14 protein-coding genes are annotated in these 16,570 nt (G+C 62.9%); 7 read left to right on the top strand and 7 right to left on the bottom strand.

Features of this window, described 5'->3' with window-relative positions; genetic code table 11:
• Positions 1-7: 7 nt before the first annotated feature.
• On the bottom strand, positions 8-6,871 hold the full coding sequence (locus RLCC275e_RS11110) for an apolipoprotein A-IV repeat region-like domain-containing protein (RefSeq protein ID WP_033182361.1): 6,864 nt from the start codon (positions 6,869-6,871) through the stop codon (positions 8-10).
• 460 nt (positions 6,872-7,331) lie between these two features.
• On the opposite strand from RLCC275e_RS11110, the gene RLCC275e_RS11105 reads away from it, so the two are divergent.
• The gene (locus RLCC275e_RS11105; RefSeq protein WP_082229805.1) at positions 7,332-7,715 is read left to right on the top strand and encodes an Hpt domain-containing protein; all 384 of its coding nucleotides are present in this window, start codon (positions 7,332-7,334) and stop codon (positions 7,713-7,715) included.
• A gap of 262 nt (positions 7,716-7,977) precedes the next feature.
• A complete protein-coding gene (locus tag RLCC275e_RS11100) occupies positions 7,978-8,298 on the top strand; it encodes a 2Fe-2S iron-sulfur cluster-binding protein (protein ID WP_003540151.1) in 321 nt (106 codons plus the stop codon).
• Between the two features lie 313 nt (positions 8,299-8,611).
• On the opposite strand, the gene RLCC275e_RS11095 is transcribed toward RLCC275e_RS11100, so the two are convergent.
• Positions 8,612-9,238 (bottom strand): DUF922 domain-containing Zn-dependent protease, encoded by a 627-nt coding sequence (locus tag RLCC275e_RS11095; RefSeq protein WP_033182362.1) that lies wholly within the window; start codon positions 9,236-9,238, stop codon positions 8,612-8,614.
• Positions 9,239-9,339: 101 nt separating this feature from the next.
• Here RLCC275e_RS11095 and folP point away from each other — a divergent pair, with 101 nt between their 5' ends.
• The 3 genes from folP to folK are packed head-to-tail and all read left to right on the top strand — an operon-like array spanning position 9,340 to position 11,082.
• Positions 9,340-10,209, top strand: a complete 870-nt coding sequence (gene folP, locus RLCC275e_RS11090) for a dihydropteroate synthase (protein ID WP_033182363.1) — start codon at positions 9,340-9,342, stop codon at positions 10,207-10,209.
• Entirely contained in the window at positions 10,206-10,571 is a 366-nt protein-coding gene (gene folB, locus RLCC275e_RS11085) for a dihydroneopterin aldolase (protein WP_003540148.1), read from the top strand. The genes folP and folB overlap by 4 nt, the downstream gene beginning before the upstream one ends.
• On the top strand, positions 10,564-11,082 hold the full coding sequence (gene folK / locus RLCC275e_RS11080) for a 2-amino-4-hydroxy-6-hydroxymethyldihydropteridine diphosphokinase (RefSeq protein WP_171816954.1): 519 nt from the start codon (positions 10,564-10,566) through the stop codon (positions 11,080-11,082). The genes folB and folK overlap by 8 nt, the downstream gene beginning before the upstream one ends.
• A gap of 68 nt (positions 11,083-11,150) precedes the next feature.
• Here folK and RLCC275e_RS11075 read toward each other — a convergent pair whose 3' ends face one another.
• On the bottom strand, positions 11,151-11,702 hold the full coding sequence (locus tag RLCC275e_RS11075; protein ID WP_033182365.1) for a hypothetical protein: 552 nt from the start codon (positions 11,700-11,702) through the stop codon (positions 11,151-11,153).
• A gap of 9 nt (positions 11,703-11,711) precedes the next feature.
• Here RLCC275e_RS11075 and RLCC275e_RS11070 point away from each other — a divergent pair, with 9 nt between their 5' ends.
• Complete coding sequence (locus tag RLCC275e_RS11070) at positions 11,712-11,849, top strand: hypothetical protein (RefSeq protein WP_165402796.1); 138 nt, start codon at positions 11,712-11,714, stop codon at positions 11,847-11,849.
• A 63-nt stretch (positions 11,850-11,912) separates the two neighbouring features.
• On the opposite strand, the gene RLCC275e_RS11065 is transcribed toward RLCC275e_RS11070, so the two are convergent.
• The 3 genes from RLCC275e_RS11065 to RLCC275e_RS11055 form a co-directional block, all read right to left on the bottom strand.
• Entirely contained in the window at positions 11,913-12,992 is a 1,080-nt protein-coding gene (locus RLCC275e_RS11065; RefSeq protein ID WP_033182366.1) for a YcjF family protein, read from the bottom strand.
• Positions 12,989-14,464, bottom strand: a complete 1,476-nt coding sequence (locus tag RLCC275e_RS11060; protein WP_033182367.1) for a YcjX family GTP-binding protein — start codon at positions 14,462-14,464, stop codon at positions 12,989-12,991. Before RLCC275e_RS11060 ends, RLCC275e_RS11065 begins: the two co-directional genes overlap by 4 nt.
• Before the next feature lie 198 nt (positions 14,465-14,662).
• The gene (locus RLCC275e_RS11055) at positions 14,663-15,157 is read right to left on the bottom strand and encodes a SixA phosphatase family protein (protein WP_033182368.1); all 495 of its coding nucleotides are present in this window, start codon (positions 15,155-15,157) and stop codon (positions 14,663-14,665) included.
• Between the two features lie 276 nt (positions 15,158-15,433).
• Here RLCC275e_RS11055 and dksA point away from each other — a divergent pair, with 276 nt between their 5' ends.
• The gene (gene dksA / locus RLCC275e_RS11050) at positions 15,434-15,853 is read left to right on the top strand and encodes an RNA polymerase-binding protein DksA (protein WP_003559816.1); all 420 of its coding nucleotides are present in this window, start codon (positions 15,434-15,436) and stop codon (positions 15,851-15,853) included.
• Positions 15,854-15,916: 63 nt separating this feature from the next.
• On the opposite strand, the gene RLCC275e_RS11045 is transcribed toward dksA, so the two are convergent.
• Positions 15,917-16,552, bottom strand: a complete 636-nt coding sequence (locus RLCC275e_RS11045; RefSeq protein ID WP_033182369.1) for a DUF1062 domain-containing protein — start codon at positions 16,550-16,552, stop codon at positions 15,917-15,919.
• Between the last annotated feature and the right edge of the window lie 18 nt (positions 16,553-16,570).

The raw sequence follows: 16,570 nt of genomic DNA, 5'->3' as shown, positions 1-16,570 counted from the left end.
AGCGAGTTCAGCCGAGCCTGCCTGCGGCATGAGCGAGCATCGTGTAGACCTTGCCCGTATCCGAGGTGAGGTAGGACTGCGTCACCGTCCGGTTCGGGTCGGTGCGGGCGACGTCGGCGAGCAGCTTTTCGAAATCACCGATGTAGCGGTCGACGGCGGTGCGGAACTCCGGTTCGCGGTCATATTTGCGCTTGATCTCGTCGAAGGTCTGCTGGCCCTTCAGCGTGTAGAGGCGGCGGGTGAAGACGTCGCGCTCGCCGCGCTGGTAACGGCGCCAGAGATCGACCGAGGCGTCGTGATCGATGGCGCGGGCGATATCGACCGAGAGCGAGTTCAGCGATTCGACAACGTGGCGCGGATTGCGGCTATCGTTGCTGCGCGCGGCCGGTGCGGCAGTTTCCGCCGGGCGGGCGGGAACACGGGCGGCCGCGGCCTCGTCGGCCGCCTCCTCACGCGATGCGCCACGCAGGAGATCGCTGATCCAGCCGCCGCTTTCCGGACGTGCCGGCTCTTGGCGACCTGTTTCCGGGCGGCCTGTTTCCTGGCGAGCGGGTGCAGGCTGCGGGGCGGCGCGCTGGGGAGCGGCAGCCGGCGCAGACGGTGCGATCGTTCCGCGCAGACCTGTCGCTTCGATCGGCGGCGGTGCTGCCGGCTGCGGCGGCTGGGCTGTGACCGGCTGGGCGGGACGCGGGGCAGGCTGCACCTGAGCGAGTGTGCGGGCGACAGGCTCGGAGATCTCGAGCTGCTGGCTGGAGCGGCCGACGAGTTGGGAGATATCCTGCAGCGCCTTGATCTGCTCGGCGACGGCCCGGCGCATGGCCGAGGCGCTTTCCTTGGCTTCCTCGGGAAGATCGAAAGCGCCGCGCTTCAGCTCGGCGCGGGTGGCGTCAAGCTCGTTACGGATATCGGCCGCAGAGCGGCGGATATCCTCGGTGGCGCCGGAGAAGCGGCCGACGGCATCATCGATCGCCTCGCGCAGCGCTTCCCGCATGTTCTGGGCGGCGCCATCGGACGCGCGGCCAGCTTCGCCGAGCATGCGCTCGACTTCCGACAGCGAGGCGGTGAGACCGCCGCGAATGCGATTGGAGAGATCGCCGGAACGGCGCTCGACATTGGCAAAGGTGCCGTCGATCGTCGTATTGGCTTCGTCGCCGGCGCGGGTGATCGCCTCGCGCATCGTCTCTGCCGCTTCCTGGGCACGCTTCTCGGTTTCGGTGAGAATGCGGCCGATATCGGCGAAGGAGGACTGCACGCCCTGGCGCAAATTGCCGGTAACCTGGCTGGAGCGCTGCTCTGCCCGCTCGAACACGGTCTCGATCATGCTGCCGAGGCCTTGCATGGTCTTTTCGATCTCGGCGGAGCGCTGGACGAGGCCGACAGAGAGTGTCTGCAGCGCGCTCTCGCGCTCTTCGAGCGTCGAGGCGAGGTTGGATTGGGCGGCGCCGAGAAGCTGCGAGGCCTGGGTCAGGACCTTGGAGTGTTCGTCGAAGCGGCCGATGATGCCGCCGACCTGTGACAGCGTCTGGCCCGAGATGTCGGAGAGGCGGTCAACCTTGCCTTCGAGAAGCCTGGTCGAGGCGGAGACCATTTCAGCGGCCCTGGTGGCGGAGTCGGCAAAGCGCGTGGTGGTATCGCCGAGACGACCGTCGACGCTGGTCAACTGCTCGGCGGCGCGGTTCATCATCATCGCCATCGCCGCACTGCTTTCCGACATGCGCTCGACGAGGCCGTTGACGTTGCCGACCAGGCTATTCTCGATGGCGCTGACGGCATTGGCGACATTCTCGGTGCGGGCGGCAACGGCGCTGGCGAGCGCTTCGTTTTCGGCGCGCAGACGGTCGGCGCTGAGGTTGGCCGCGGCGGTGATGCGGGCGGCGGCCTGCTCGCCGGCATCGGTGTACCGGTCGATGATCGGGCGGGCCGTTTCGTCGAGGATGCGGGTCAATTCGACCGAACGGCCTGATAGCATCGAATTGAGGTCGCGGGTGCGCTCTTCGAGCGTCGAGCGGATCGAGTTGCCGCGTGCTTCCAGCGCCCGGTCGATCTCGGAGAACGTCGTATCGATCTCGCGGGCACGCTCTTCGAGGGTGGTGCGAATGGCGCTGCTGCGGGCTTCGAGCGCCCGGTCGACATCTGCCATGGTGGCGGAAATCTCGGTGCCGGCGCCCGACAGGGTCGAGCGGATGGCATTGCCGCGTGTCTCCAGAGACTGGCCGGCATCCGACAGCACCTTGGAGATGGCATTGACCTGCGTGCCGACGATGGTCTCGGCCTCGGCGACCTTGTTGACGATGGCATTGCCGGCTTCCGAGAAGGTCTGGGCAACGGCAGCGGCCTGGCTTGCCAGCCGGTTCTGGGCTTCGGCGACGCGGGTGACGATCTGTGACGAGCGCTCATCCATGGTGCGGGTGAATTCGTCGCTTTTAGCATTGAGATCCTCGGCGAATTGCTGGCCGGTCTTGCCAAGCAGTTCGGTGGTTCTCGTCGCTTCGCCTTCCATTCCCTGGGCCGCGTCGGCAACCGCGTTGCGCAGCGTCGAGGCGAGACCGGCGGCCTTGCCTTCGATGGTGCGGTTGACGGCCTCGAGGCCGACGGTCAACGCACGGTCCATTGTGGAGAGGCGTTCCTCGATGCGTTCATTGCCGCGGTCGAGGGTTTCGCCGAGGCTCGCGGTGCGGCCCTCGATGGCCCCCGTCAGGCTGATGGTACGGCTGTCCAGCGTCTCGGCCAGATTGGCGGTGCGGCTGTCGATCGCCTGAGTGAGGTTTGCGGCGCTGCCTTCGAGCGTCGCCGAGATGCGCTGAGTAGCATCGTCGCTGAGCGCGCCGATACGGGAGACGCCGTCGGCAAGCACGCCGGACAGCTGGCCGCTTGCTGCTTCGACCTTTTCGGCAACGCCGCCGACGCCGTCGCGGATACGGGTCTCGATCGCTGAGAGACCAGATTCAACGCGCGATCCAGTTTCTTCAAAACGGCCCGTCAGGCTTTCGACCGACCGATCGAGATTAGCGGAGAAGTTCTGAGTGGAACTCGAAATCGCATTTGCCGCCTCCTGGAAGCGGTCGGCGATCTGGCCGGCGCCGGCATGCATGCGATCTTCCAATGTCTGGGCGCCGGCATCGATCGCCTGGCGGATCGCGGCTTCACGGTGCTCAAGCGACAATTCTAGCATGCCGACGCTCGTCGCCACCGAGGTGCCGATGCTGGTCGCCTGTTCGGCCAGCGTATCGCTGATCAGCGCATGGGCCTGGTTCAGCGACAGGTCGATAGCGTTGGCGCGGTCTTCGAGGGTCGTGCGCATGCGTTCATGGGCAGAGGCAAGCCCACCCTCGATGCGCGCTGCGGCCTCGTCGGCGAGGCCTCCGAGCCGTGTATGTGCATCCGTCAGACGGCCTTCGATGCGGCCGGTCAAGCCGCCGACGAGATCCTCGAAGCGGGCGCCGCCGGTATCGAGAACGCCTGAGAGGGCGGCGCTATGTTCGGAAAGCGCATTTTCGAGCCGCTGCTGATTATCAGTATAGGCGGTGCGGATTGCATCGGTCTTGTCGGAGAAGGCGCCGGCGACTCGGGCTTCGGCACCGGAGACGGCCTCCATGATGGCGTTGCTGCGAGCTTCGAGCACACTGTCGAAGCGGCTCTGGTTATCATCGAGCGAAATGGCGAGCGCCATGGTCTTTTCATCGAGCGTATCGGTGAGCCGGTCGTGGGTTGCCATTACGGCGCCGATGATCGCGGCGGTGCGGTGCCCCAAGGCTTCCTCGAGGCGAGCCTGGCCTTCGTTCAGCGAGGTGGCGAGGGCGGCGGCCTTCTGGTCGAGCACACCGTTCAGGCCGACATGCGTGCCGGAAACCGCATTGGTGATCGCCTCGGCGCCTGTTGTCAGCGTCTCCTCAAGACGGCTCTGGCTCTCGTTCAGCGAGATGGCAAGCGCCATCGCCCGATCGTCGAGTGTCTCGGACAGGCGGTCGTGGGTGGCGGAGACCGCATTGAGGAAGGATTCCGAGCGGCTCTCCAGCGTGTCCTGCAGGCGGCTCTGGCCCTCGTTCAGGGAGGCGGCGATCGCCGTCGCCTTTTCGTCGAGCGTTTCCGAGAGACGGTCGTGCGTGCCGGACACGGCCTTGAGGAAGGATTCCGAGCGGGCTTCCAGCGTGTCTTCGATCCGTGACTGGCTCTCATTGAGCGAGATGGCGAGCGTCATCGCTTTCTCGTCGAGGGTCTCGGACAGACGGTCATGGGTGCCGGAGACGGCGTTCAGCAGAGCCGCGGAACGGGTTTCCAGCGTATCCTCGATGCGGGCCTGGCTCTCGTTCAAGGAAACGGCGAGCGCCACGGTCTTTTCGTCGAGCGTCTCGGCAAGACGGTCGCGCGTGCCGGATACGGTGTTCAGCAGAGCCTCGGCGCGCGTTCCAAGCGCATCCTCGATGCGGGCATGGCGCTCGTCGAGCGAGGTCGTAAGGGCGGCCGCCTTGCTGTCCAGCGTTTCTGACAGGCGATCATGAGTGCCAGACACGGCCTTGAGGAAGGCCTCGGAACGGGTCTCTAGCGTATCCTCGATGCGGGCCTGGTTTTCGCTGAGGGAAATGGCGAGCGCCATCGCCTTTTCGTCGAGCGTCTCGGAGAGGCGGTCATGCGTGCTTGATACCGCATGCAGCAGCGCTGCGGAGCGGGTCTCGAGCGTGTCCTCGATGCGGGCCTGGCTCTCGTTCAGAGAGATGGCAAGCGCCATCGCTTTTTCGTCGAGCGTCTCGGCAAGACGGTCATGGGTGCCGGAGACGGCATTGATGATGGCGTCGGAGCGGGTCGTCAGCGCTTCCTCGAAGCGGCCGTGATGGGTGGTCAGCGCCTCGACCAGTGCGCCGCCGCGCTCTGCCATGACGCTGTCGATACGGCCGTGGGCCGTGCCGAGCGCTTCGCTGATTTCGGCCGCACGCGCGGCAAGCACGCCGCTTAGCTCCTCGGCGCGACCGCCGAAGGCAGCGGTCACCTGTTCGGTGCCGGCGGCAACGGCAGTCGTCAAATCGGTGGTGGTGGTGCGCAGCGTGTCGCGGAACTCGGCCGAGCGTGTCTGAAGGTTGTTCTGCAGCTCGGAGGTGCCCGATGCAAGCGTCAGCGCGATGTCAGACGTAGCGCTCTGCAGCGCCGAGGTCAGTTCGCCGGTGCGGCTGGTGAGTGCCGTGGTGATTTCTTCCGCGCGGCTGCCGAGCGTGCTTTCCAGCACTTCGTGGCCGGTGGCGAGCGTGGTGGCGAGCGCCAGCGACTGGTCTGATATCGACGAACCAAGGCGGTCGATGCCGGAATTCAGGATGCCGTCGATCGAATCCGAGCCACCGGTCAGCGTCTCGTTGATACGGGCGAGGCTCTCCATCAGCTTGGTGTCGAGCGAGCCTGTGCGTTTATCGAAGGCGCTGGTGAATTCGGCGACACGTTCGTCGAAGGCGGTCGACAGGTGGGCGACGGTCGTCTGCAGCCGCTCCTCGAAGAAGCCGGAGCGCACATCGAGATCCATGACGGCGTCGTCGGCCGTGGTCTGCAGGCTCTGGCGGAAGCTTGCACCCTTTTCGTCGAGCGCGCTGTTCAACTTCGACAGCACGTCGTCGAGTGTGCCGCCGATCGTGCGTTCGCCTGACGTCAGGCTCTCGTTGATCTCGCGGGTGCGGGCGATCAATATCTCGTTGAGCTGGTGCGTACGCTCGTTCAGCGCCGCATTCAGCTTTTCCGTGCTGCTGTCCATGGTCGAGGCGCGCGTCTCGAATTGGCTGAGCAGCCTTTCGCCATGGTCGTTGAGATTGACGGACAGGGCTTCGAGGCGATTGTCGAATTCGGTGGCCAGCGCAAAACCCGATGCGTTCAGTGTCTGCAACAGGGTATCGGTCTTGGCTGCGAGCAGGCTGCCCATCGACTGCAGGGCGCTGTCTGACTTTTCCAGGATCGTCGCGGCGCGTGTATCGATCAGCGAGGCGAAGGCTTCGCCCGATGTGGCAAGCCGCACCGCGATCTCTTCGGTCGCAAGCGACAGCTCTTCCTTCAACTGGTCGTGCACGCTGCCGATCGAGGTGCGGATACGGTCGGCGTGGTTGACGATCGCCTCGCGCTCTGAGCCGAGTTCGTGGACGAGGCCGCGCACGCGCAACTCGTTGTCGGCATAGGAACGTTCAAGGGCATTGACTTCGGAATGGACGAGCGTTTCCAGCTCGGAGGCACGAGCGATGGTGCGCTCGATGCCCTCATTCATGGCCGAGACCTCACGGCGCACGGCCTGGCCAACCGTCATGATGCGCTCGGAGGCGATGGTTTCCGGTTCTGCCAGGCGCAATGCCACCTCTGCCATGGAGCGGGCGGCGTTGCGCATGTCCTGGGCGCGGGAGATCATAATGGCGAAGGCATAGAACATCATCACGGGAATGATGATTCCGACGAGGCCGGCGATGACGCCGGGCAGGGCGACGAGATCGGCGAGCGAACGGATCTGCCAGATCAGTGGAGAATAAAGCAGCGACATCAGACCGAGGCCGGCCATGACCCAAAGCACGGAAAACAGGGTGGCGGTGCGTACCGCGGAGCGGCTGGAGGCGCCGTCAAAGGATTTCAGGATCGAGGCGGGCGTATTGCGGCTGGCATCGTTGGCGGGCGCGAAGGTCGGACCCCTGGAGGTTTGCTCGCCGGCGGCACCGCGGCGGCTGCGGCGCTGCGCTTCTTCCTGGGCCTGCTGATTACGCGCATTTACTGGATCAGACACATTAGCCTCCGGGGCCTGGGGCGCGTCGCCGCGGCGAGACGGTACGTTATCCTTGCTGAAGTCGATCTGGAGCGCCTCGTCCAATGCCTTGAACGCCTTGTCCTCAATCGACTCGTTATATTTATTGTTCGCCATTCGGGTATGCCTCATTACTGTCAGCCGGCCCAACCGCACATCCCCGGCTTCCGCCTACCGGGAACAACTTTGCCGTTCCAGCCCTCCATCCCAACGAAGGACGGATAAGCATGTCATTTCAGAGTAGATAGCCGCTTTTTCAAACGGAAGGTATCAAAACACTACCATTATCCACTCGCTCGGCAAAGGCGCGTACCATAAACCCGCTCCACCAGTATCGTAGTGACACATCTGGGCTCTTCACACAATTAATGAAGGCTTGAGATTCATGGCTCGTTAACCCGTTGTTAACATCTTTGAATCTTGGACACCGCTTAAAAACCAATAATTTAGGGATATTTAACGGACATTAACCATATGGCGAGATTTCCGCCCTGAATGTGCCGGAATTTAACGGGATGGCCACCCTCCTGACGCAGAACTGTTGCAACTGCGGACGACAGAGACGGGAGAATTGGCAATGGCAGCCCAGATGGCGGCATTGAACATCGTATTCGAGGCGCCGGATAATGCAAAGGGACCGTGTCCCTCGAAGGTCCGGCCGATCGATCTGGTCCATCTCGCAAAGCAGACGATGGGCGACAAGACGCTGGAAATCGAAGTCCTTCAGATGTTTGCGCGCCAGGCCCGCGCCTGTCTCCAGGATATTGCCAGCGGTGAAACCATCCGCATCGGCGCAGCCGCGCATCGATTGAAGGGCGCGGCAAGCTCGGTCGGCGCCTTCCGCGTGTCGCAGACGGCGGAAGCCGTCGAGGAAAACGGCGGCGATGCCGGCGCGACGGCGGCGCTGGGTGCCGCCGTCATCGACGCCGAGAATTTCATCTTGAAGCTCTGCCGCGGCTGATCTCTAAGTTTTATACGATGCATGTCGTTGTCCCAAAACTGCTGCACACTTTTGGGCGACCGACATAAAGATACTGTTCGAACGAGGCCCGTTGTTCCATTGCGGAACCGCGGGTCTTTTTGCGACGTCCCTTATGACGCTTTGAAGACGGCGGGCGAAGGCCCGATCTGCGAGGCTGTCGCGGATTTCCCAATATTGACTGACGCGTCGAATTGTCGGAAGAAAAATCCGCCCACCCACTTGAAGACCGGAAATAGTCCTGATGCCCAAACTTACCATCGTCGCCTTCGACGGCACGCGCTTCGACCTCGACGTCGACCAAGGCTCCACCGTGATGGAGAATGCCGTGCGCAATTCGGTGCCCGGCATCGAGGCCGAATGCGGCGGCGCCTGCGCCTGCGCGACCTGTCATGTCTATGTCGACGAGGAGTGGACGGAGAAGGTCGGCCAGCCGGAAGCGATGGAAGAGGACATGCTCGACTTCGCCTTCGATGTGCGCCCGACCTCGCGGCTGTCCTGTCAGATCCGGATGAAGGCTGTCTATGACGGGCTCGTGGTGCACGTGCCGGAACGCCAGGCCTGACGCGTACTGCGCTTCAAACGTCGCCGAAAAACTCGATAAAAAAAGACGCCTCGCGCGCTAGAGCGAGCGAGGCGAGGCGGGCGCATTACCTACGGATGAGGGAGGAACATCCGCGGCTTCAGAACGCGCCAGGAGAACCCAGCGATGAAAGTGCAGATCCGTACCTGAACTTTCGAATGTGTTCATATTAACGCGTTCCGGTTGAGTCTGCCAGGATGAAAAATGACCCTTCAATCGCTGGGGAGGGTGCAAGTTTCGCACAAGTTTCGTTGCGCGGCTAAGGTTTTCCGCTCGCAACCCGACTGAAAAAGCCTTATTTTGCACCGGCTCGGCCGTTGATTCGATTGTTCAGCAGCCTCAGCATGCGCTTCTGGAAGTTGACCGCCTCGACCCGGTCGAATCGCGCCTGCTGCCGGTCGTGCTCCTCTATACCGCGAGCTGATTCGTCGGAGACGAGTTCCTGCATGACTTCGCAGCTACGCTGCTGCCGCAGTGCGCGAATGGCGCGCTCCATGGCACGGGCCTGATCGCGGGCGATCTCGGCATGGCGTTCCTCGTGGCGCTTGATATCGCTCGACAACGCGTCCCAGATCATCGACAGCTCCTTGCTGGCGCCCTTGCGGCTGCTCCAGCGCGGCAGGATGATCTGGGTGTGGACCGTGACCTTGACGTTGCCGACGCGGCAGCGCCCGTTATCCTGGATATAGGTTGCCTCGCCGCCGAAGCGGATCTTCGTGGCGCCGGGATGGCGCGCCGAGGAACCGCTCGCAGTCGGGCCGCGCCGGCTGAGTTCGCGGTCGAGTTCGTCGGCGGTTTTGCCGCGAATGTCGAAATAGGAATAGCTTTTCGATGCGATCACTTCGGCTGCCGCGGGGCTGCAGAGGGAAAGAGCAATGGAAAAGGCAATAGGGAAGACCATATAACGCACTGCAAACGGCATTCTGAACGCAACCCGTGTTGAAATCGACGGGAGCTTGGGGCATAGCCACCGCAAGCGCAATATCGGATGGCGCTTTTTTCGTCATCAATGGGATAAGTCTGGTGACAGGGCTCGAAGGCAGCATATGGCGTGTCGGCCAAGGCCGGGAGATCGAACTCGGCCGTCGTTCGGTGATCATGGCGATTATCAACGTGACGCCGGACTCCTTTTCCGACGGCGGACGCTTTGAAACCGTCGATGCAGCAGTCGAACAGGCGTTGCGGGCGGTGAGCGAGGGTGCCGGCATTGTCGATATCGGCGGCGAATCGACCCGGCCGAACGCAGCAAAGGTCAGTCCATCCGAGGAACAGGCGCGCGTGCTGCCCGTCATCGAGGCGCTGCGCGGCCGCACCCAAGCGCTAATCTCGATCGACACCTATCGCGCCGAGACGGCGCGGCTTGCGATCAGTGCCGGCGCCCATATCGTCAACGACGTCTTCGGGCTGCAGAAGGAGCCCGATATCGCCGATATTGCTGCGGTGACCGGAGCCGGGCTCTGCATCATGCATACCGGCCGCGACAGGGTAAAACTTGTCGATGTGATTGCCGACCAGGTCCATTTCCTCGAACGGTCGCTTGATATCGCCGCTGCATCAGGCGTCAACCGCGACCGCATCGTGCTCGATCCGGGCTTCGGCTTTGCCAAGGAGACGGCGGAAGAAAACCTGGAGCTGATGGCGCGGTTTTCCGAACTTTCCCGCTTCGGTCTGCCGCTACTTGCCGGTACGTCGCGCAAACGCTTCCTCGGCGCGGTGACGGGGCGTGAGGCGCAGGACAGGGATGCAGCGACGGCTGCGACCAGCGCGCTGCTCAGACTTCAAGGGGCTGCGGTTTTCCGCGTGCACAATGTCGCAATCAACAGGGATGCGCTTGATATCGCCGATGCTATGCTCAATGCGCGCCAGGAATTCGAGAGGAAGCGGCCGACATGACCACCTACACGATCACGCTGCAGAACTGCGCCTTCTTCGCGCGCCACGGCGTACATGACGAGGAGGAATTCCTCGGTCAGCGCTTCTTCGTCGATGCCGAGCTCGATGTCGTCGCCGGCGAGGCGCTTGAAAGCGATTCGATCAACGATACCGTCAATTACGGCATCGCCTTCACCGTGATCGAGCAGATCGTCACCGGTAAGCGGCGCTACCTGATCGAGTCCCTGGCGCTCGATATCGCCAAGGGGCTCTGCGAGACATTCCCGCAGATCCGGCGGGCGAAGATCACGGTGCGCAAGCCGAACGCGCCCGTGCCTGGCGTGCTCGATTTCGTGCAGGTGAGCGTTGAGCACTTTGCCTGAGGCCGCATTGCAATCCGCCACACTCGGTCTCGGCGGCAATATCGGCGACCCCGTGAAGGCGATGGCAGCCGCGCTGCAGAGGCTGGACGGGCGGGACGACTGCCGGGTTGCGGCGGTGTCGCGGCTCTATCGCACGCCGCCCTGGGGTAAGACCGACCAATCCTTCTTCTTCAACGCATGCGCCGCCGTTAAGACCCGGCTCCATCCGGAAGCTTTGCTCGATGTCTGCCTGTCGATCGAACGGGAGATGAAACGCGAGCGCATCGAGCGCTGGGGTCCGCGCACGCTCGATATCGACGTGCTGACCTATGGCGACGTCATTCAGGACGCGCCGCGGCTGGAACTGCCGCATCCGCGAATGACCGATCGCGGTTTCGTACTGATGCCGCTTGCCGATATCGCGCCGGGTCTTCTGGTCAGGGGCAGGGCGGTCAGTAACTGGCTGTCGGATGCCGAGGTGGCCGGCATCGAGATCGCCGACGACAGCCGTGACTGGTGGCTGAGCGCCTGACGCAGGGAAGCTGAAACGGAAAACGGCGGGAGGCCCGCCGCTTCAGGAAAATCCGCTGCGCGGTTTGTCTACTGGATGGAGCCGACGGCCATCTCGTCGACTTGGCGGGTCAGCGTCAGGCCGATCACCGGGATCATCTGGCTTTCGACCTTCACCGAAACGGTGACGTTCATCGTCTTGTCGTCACGCACGCGGGCGATCATCGCGCCGTTCAGCTTGGCGCGGTTGATGCCGACGACGACGGTATCCTCGCTGACGGCGCCGGAGACGACGTCAAGGCCCTTGCCGGCGGCGCCGTCGAGGAACTTGCCCTTGTAGCTCGAGCCCGACTGCGAGATGATGGCGGTCATTGGCTGCTTGAAGACGCCGACGCGGCAGGTGCCGTCGAGCTTGATACCGGCGCTGCTGTCGCCGGTGGGCTCACCGATCAGGTTGCAGGTGAATTTCGTGCCCTTGTACTTGCCGGCGACGATTTCGCCGGGGCCCTTCCATGAGCCGGCGACGGAATCGAAGAAGGCCTTGTCACGGGTTGCAGCGGTGGCTGCCGGAGCGACATCTGCGACGGGAGACAATGCCGCGGCGGCCAAACCGCATACGATAAGAAACTTGCGCGAATACATGGATTTTCCTTGGCAAACACCACTCACGAACTGGCTGCAAGTTTTGCCGAAGAATGGTTAATCCTTCCTTTCGATTGTGCAGAAATGCAAGGCAATACAAGGCTTTTGCGCGGCATTGATTTTGAAATCCCGTCACTAGAGCCTTGAATCTGCTGAAATTTCTTCGGCCTTACGCTAGGGTAAGCGAAAGCTGCGGAATCGCTGCTTCGTTCAAGGATTGTTGCCGCGCGGTGACATGGAAGGGGTGAGATCGCCGATGAAATCACCGATTCCCGGCCGCTTCAGGGCGCGGAAGGCGAGCGGGCGGCAGAGATCCATCGCCGCGATTCCGATGCGAGCGGTCATAAGGCCGTTGATGACCCCTTCGCCAAGCCGGGCCGAGAGCTTCGAGGCAAGCCCATGGCCGAGCACCTGCTGGACCAGGCTGTCGCCGACCGCGATCGAGCCGGTGACGGCCAGATGTGCCAGCACATCACGTAGCAGGCGGAACATGCCGAGCGTGCCGGGACGGCCGCCGTACAACTCGGCCATAGCGCGGATGAGGCGCACCGCCTCATAGAGCACATAGAGCAGATCGACGACGGCGCGCGGGCTGACGGCGGTGACGATCGAGACACGCTTGGAGGCGTTGACGATGAGTGCCCTGGCCTTGCGATCGAGGGGGGCGAGCAGTTCGCGTTCTGCTAGTGCAATCAGATGCGGGGGATCGATGACCTCGCCTTCGGTCGCCTTCAGCGTCGCGCGGCCCTTCGATGTTTCAGGATTTGCCGACAACAGCGTTGTCAGTTGGGCGACGACGGCGCGCGCCTTGGCCGGCCGCGTCTCGAGGATCGCCGCCTCGGCTTCGGCCTTGATCTGCTGGACGGCGGCAAGGCGCATCATGCCTGATGTTTCGCGGATGACGAGGGCCAGCACGGCAAGGATGCCGACCGCCAGCACGGCAAGAGCTGCATAACCCAGCCAGTCGGCGCGGGTGAAGAGATCGCGGATCAGGCTATCGGTCCAGAGGCCGATGGCGAGCGACAGCAGGATGCCGAAGGCGCCGGCGGCGATCTTGCCGAAGGAGGTGCGACGTCTCAGCGGCGTTGCGACGGGGACCGCGCTCAGATCCTTGTCGGGATTGACGAAAGGGTCGTCCTCGTCAGGTGTAACAACGATATTTTCGGAGAAGCTTTCCGGCTTGCGCCGCTGCTCTCCCTGCCGGCCGTTGTCGCGCGGATCGGCAGCCTCGTCCTCGTAGCTGAAGGCGGCGGGTGCGCGGCGCGGCGGATCGGACGGGGGCTTGCTCATGCGAGACGGTCTCCGAACAGGAACTGCATGGCGCGGTCGAGGCGGATATGCGGCACCGACAGCTTGATGCCGCCGCCGGTTTCCTCGAGTTGCGGCGGGCGGAACCTGACGACGTTGACATCGGGCAGTTGCAGGCCGGTGTCGCCCGCAGCGAGGCGATCGAACAGGCTTTCAGGATCCTGCGGCAGGTCGCCGGGGAAGATTGCGGTCTTTCTCTGGCCGTCAAAACGCTCGCCGGCGATGGTTTCGCCCTCCATCGGCGTGCCGACGATGACCGGCAGTTCATGGCCATCACGTTTGACGGTCGCCTCGCGGGTGGCGCGCACGGACGCTAGCGCCATGACGTCGATGCCGGCGCCGGCCATGCCGATGCGGTCGATGGCGCGATCGACAAGACGGCGGGTCAGCGCATCGAGCCGGTCGTGGCTTTCATGGTGGAGATGGTCGGCCTTGGTGGCAGCGACCAGCACGCGGTCGATGCGGCGCCCGAGCAGGGAGGAAAGCAGCGAATTGGTGCCGGGGCGGAAACAGGCCAGCACATCGGTCAGCGCGCGTTCCAGATCCTGCACGGCTTCGGGGCCGCGGTTCATCGCCTGCAGCGCATCGACCAGCACGATCTGTCGGTCGAGCCGGGCGAAATGCTCGCGGAAGAAAGGCTTGACGACGACGGATTTGTAGGCCTCGTAGCGCCGCTCCATCATCGTCCAGAGCGAGCCGCGGCCGGGACGTCCGTCCGGCGGCAGAGCTAGCGGCGCGAAGGTCAACGCCGGCGACCCGTCGAGATCGCCGGGCAGAAGCAGGCGGCCAGGCGGCAGGGTGGAAAGCGAGCGTTCATCGGCCTTGCAGGCCTTGAGATAATCGGCAAAGGCGGTGGCGAGGTCGCGGGCGACCATTTCGTCGGCGCTGGCGTGGATATCGGCGGCGCGCGTTAGCGCCAGCCATTCCCGCGACAGCTCGGAGCGGATGCCGGTTTCGGCAAGCGCAATCGTTTCCTCGCTGAAGGTGCGATAATCCTTGCCGAGCAGAGGCAGGTCGAGCAGCCATTCGCCGGGGTAATCGACGATATCGATCGACAGGCGGCCGGGCGAAAACAGCCGGTTCCAACCGCTGGCGCTCTGATAATCCAGCGTGATGCGCAGTTCGGATATAGCCCGGGTCGAATCCGGCCAGATACGGTCCTTCACCAGCGCGCGGATATGGTCCTCGTACTGGAAGCGCGGCACCGCATCGTCGGGCTGCGGCTCGAGCCGCACCGCCGAGACGCGGCCAGATTGGACCGGCTCGAACAGCGGCAGGCGGCCGCCATTCAACAGATTGTGGACCAGCGAGGAGATGAAGACCGTTTTACCGGAGCGGGAGAGGCCGGTGACACCGAGCCGCACGGTCGGATTGACGAGGCCGCTCGCCCTATCGGCGAGATTGTCGAAGGCGATGCGGGCGTCATCGGCAAAAGATGTCAGGCGTGGCGGCAAGGCGCGATTCCGGTTGGTGACTGCCCCGCAATATAGGGAGGGTGCGCCGCCCGCAAAAGAAGCGGCGCTAGAGCATTTCCGTTTCTTCGAATCACGGAAATGCTCTACTTCCTTGTTTTTTCGCAATTCCCGGCAAAAGCGCTTCGCGCTTTGCCTGGCAAACCGCGGCACACTTTTGCTGGAATTGCTTTGAAGTCTTCAGACGACCACGAAATCGGTGAGGCGCCAGACGGTGGCAGAAGCGTCGTAGTCGACGACGGCGAGGCCAGCCGTCGGGAAGCCGCCGGGAAGGGCGCTTACCATCGCCTCGTGACCGATCAGCGCCTCCAGCGCCTGCTCCGTGGTCGGATTGTGGCCGACCAGCATGACGGCAGATTCGTCCTGCGCATCGATGATCTCGAGATAGGTGTCGACCGTGGCATTATAGAGCGCGTCGACATAACGAACCTCGAGCGTGAGGCCCATCGCCCGGTAGACCGCATCGGCGGTATCGCGGCAGCGCAGCGCAGTTGAACTGATCAGAAGATCGGGACGGTAGCCCTTGTCGGCGGCCTTGTCGGCGATGATTTCGGCATCGCCAAAGCCCTTTTCGTTGAGCGGCCGGTCGAAATCCCGCTGTCCGGGTTCGGCCCAGGCGGCCTCGGCATGGCGCAGGAGATAGATGCGGTTGGGTGGAGGCAGGCGTACGGTCATGGGCAAATCCAGGATCCAGCGGACCTTTTCAGTAGCGGTTGCAATCGGCCGGCGTCAACCGTTGGCGCCGCTCCAGCTGGCCAAAACGCGGCTGATAACACGGCGTTTTGAAGGCGAAGCAAAAAACGCAAGCCGGAATAATGATGAGAAAATAGTCTGTTAGCCGAAAACTGTGACAGATTTAAAAATCTGTTTACCTGTCGTATTTGGCTTGAATCGCGACTAGCGCTTGGGATATACACCCGGCCAGATGAGATGTTCTTCAGGAGAATCGCGTTGAGTGAGAAGATCGATCTTAGCAATTACGTTCCCTCGGAAGAGGAAGAATTCATGAACGTAAACCAGCGCGCCTACTTCAGGGCGAAGCTGGTTGCATGGAGAAATGATATCCTTAGAGAAGCGCGGGAGACACTCGACCATCTGGCCGAGGAAAGCGCAAACCATCCCGACCTCGCCGACCGGGCGTCGTCGGAAACAGATCGGGCGATCGAACTTCGCGCCCGTGATCGGCAGAGAAAGCTGATTTCGAAGATCGACGCGGCAATGCAGCGCATCGACGACGGCACCTACGGCTATTGCGAGGAAACCGGTGAACCGATCGGCCTCAAGCGTCTCGACGCCCGCCCGATCGCGACACTGTCGATCGAAGCGCAGGAGCGTCACGAACGCCGCGAAAAGGTCTATCGCGACGAATGAGAGTTTTCATGCAGGCATGAAAGCAAAATAGGCGCCGCGATCAGATCGCGGCGCCTTTTACAATTACGGTGAGCTTCCGGTCGCCACAGACCTCCACCATTGCTCCCGACTGGTCTCGGCGGCGAGGTCGACTGCAACCCTGGTGCCGTTCTTGATCCGCCGCCGCAAAACGTCGGCTCGATTCGAATCCGTCTGCAGCATGCCACTATCGTGAAGAGCCTGTAGCCGGGTGCGTGAAACTTGCAACTCGGACGCCAGCAGGCGGTCGAGGCGCGTGCTTGATGGAAACGGGACCATCAGTTCGATTTCCAGTCTCGTCCAATTGGCAATGTCCTGCTGCATCTCTTTTGCGATTTCAAATTCGGCAAACTCGTTGACACGCTGCGACTTGCGCCTGAGAGCCTCGAGGTTGAACGCTTCTGCGCGGATCCAATCAGGCTCGTTGGACTGCAACGCCTCGAGGACTGCGGGATCGATGTCGCGAACATTGCGGCGCTCGAAGATCGGACGGTTCCACGTCTTTTCGCAGGTCGAGCATTTGTAGATAAGCCAGGCATCGAGCTTGCGGCCATTGGCGTTGAGCCGGATCTTGTCACTGCATCGGAAAGCTCTGAGGCCCCCGCAGCCGCTGCATACAATCCAAGGCTGGGGCGCTGTTTTCGGCAGAATGGTCCATCGGACCCGAAGGGTATTGCACATATCGTGTTGGTCTTCCGT

This window comes from Rhizobium brockwellii, from assembly GCF_000769405.2.
Taxonomy (GTDB): domain Bacteria; phylum Pseudomonadota; class Alphaproteobacteria; order Rhizobiales; family Rhizobiaceae; genus Rhizobium; species Rhizobium brockwellii.
This window is presented reverse-complemented; position numbering and strand designations above follow the sequence as displayed.

Excerpts from the sequence above, each read along its gene's own strand:
- RLCC275e_RS11110 (WP_033182361.1), bottom strand. The coding sequence starts at position 6,871 with ATGGCGAACAATAAATATAACGAGTCGATTGAGGACAAGGCGTTCAAG.
- RLCC275e_RS11105 (WP_082229805.1), top strand. The coding sequence starts at position 7,332 with ATGGCAGCCCAGATGGCGGCATTGAACATCGTATTCGAGGCGCCGGAT.
- RLCC275e_RS11100 (WP_003540151.1), top strand. The coding sequence starts at position 7,978 with ATGCCCAAACTTACCATCGTCGCCTTCGACGGCACGCGCTTCGACCTC.
- RLCC275e_RS11095 (WP_033182362.1), bottom strand. The coding sequence starts at position 9,238 with ATGCCGTTTGCAGTGCGTTATATGGTCTTCCCTATTGCCTTTTCCATT.
- folB (WP_003540148.1), top strand. The coding sequence starts at position 10,206 with ATGACCACCTACACGATCACGCTGCAGAACTGCGCCTTCTTCGCGCGC.
- RLCC275e_RS11075 (WP_033182365.1), bottom strand. The coding sequence starts at position 11,702 with ATGTATTCGCGCAAGTTTCTTATCGTATGCGGTTTGGCCGCCGCGGCA.
- RLCC275e_RS11065 (WP_033182366.1), bottom strand. The coding sequence starts at position 12,992 with ATGAGCAAGCCCCCGTCCGATCCGCCGCGCCGCGCACCCGCCGCCTTC.
- RLCC275e_RS11055 (WP_033182368.1), bottom strand. The coding sequence starts at position 15,157 with ATGACCGTACGCCTGCCTCCACCCAACCGCATCTATCTCCTGCGCCAT.
- RLCC275e_RS11045 (WP_033182369.1), bottom strand. The coding sequence starts at position 16,552 with ATGTGCAATACCCTTCGGGTCCGATGGACCATTCTGCCGAAAACAGCG.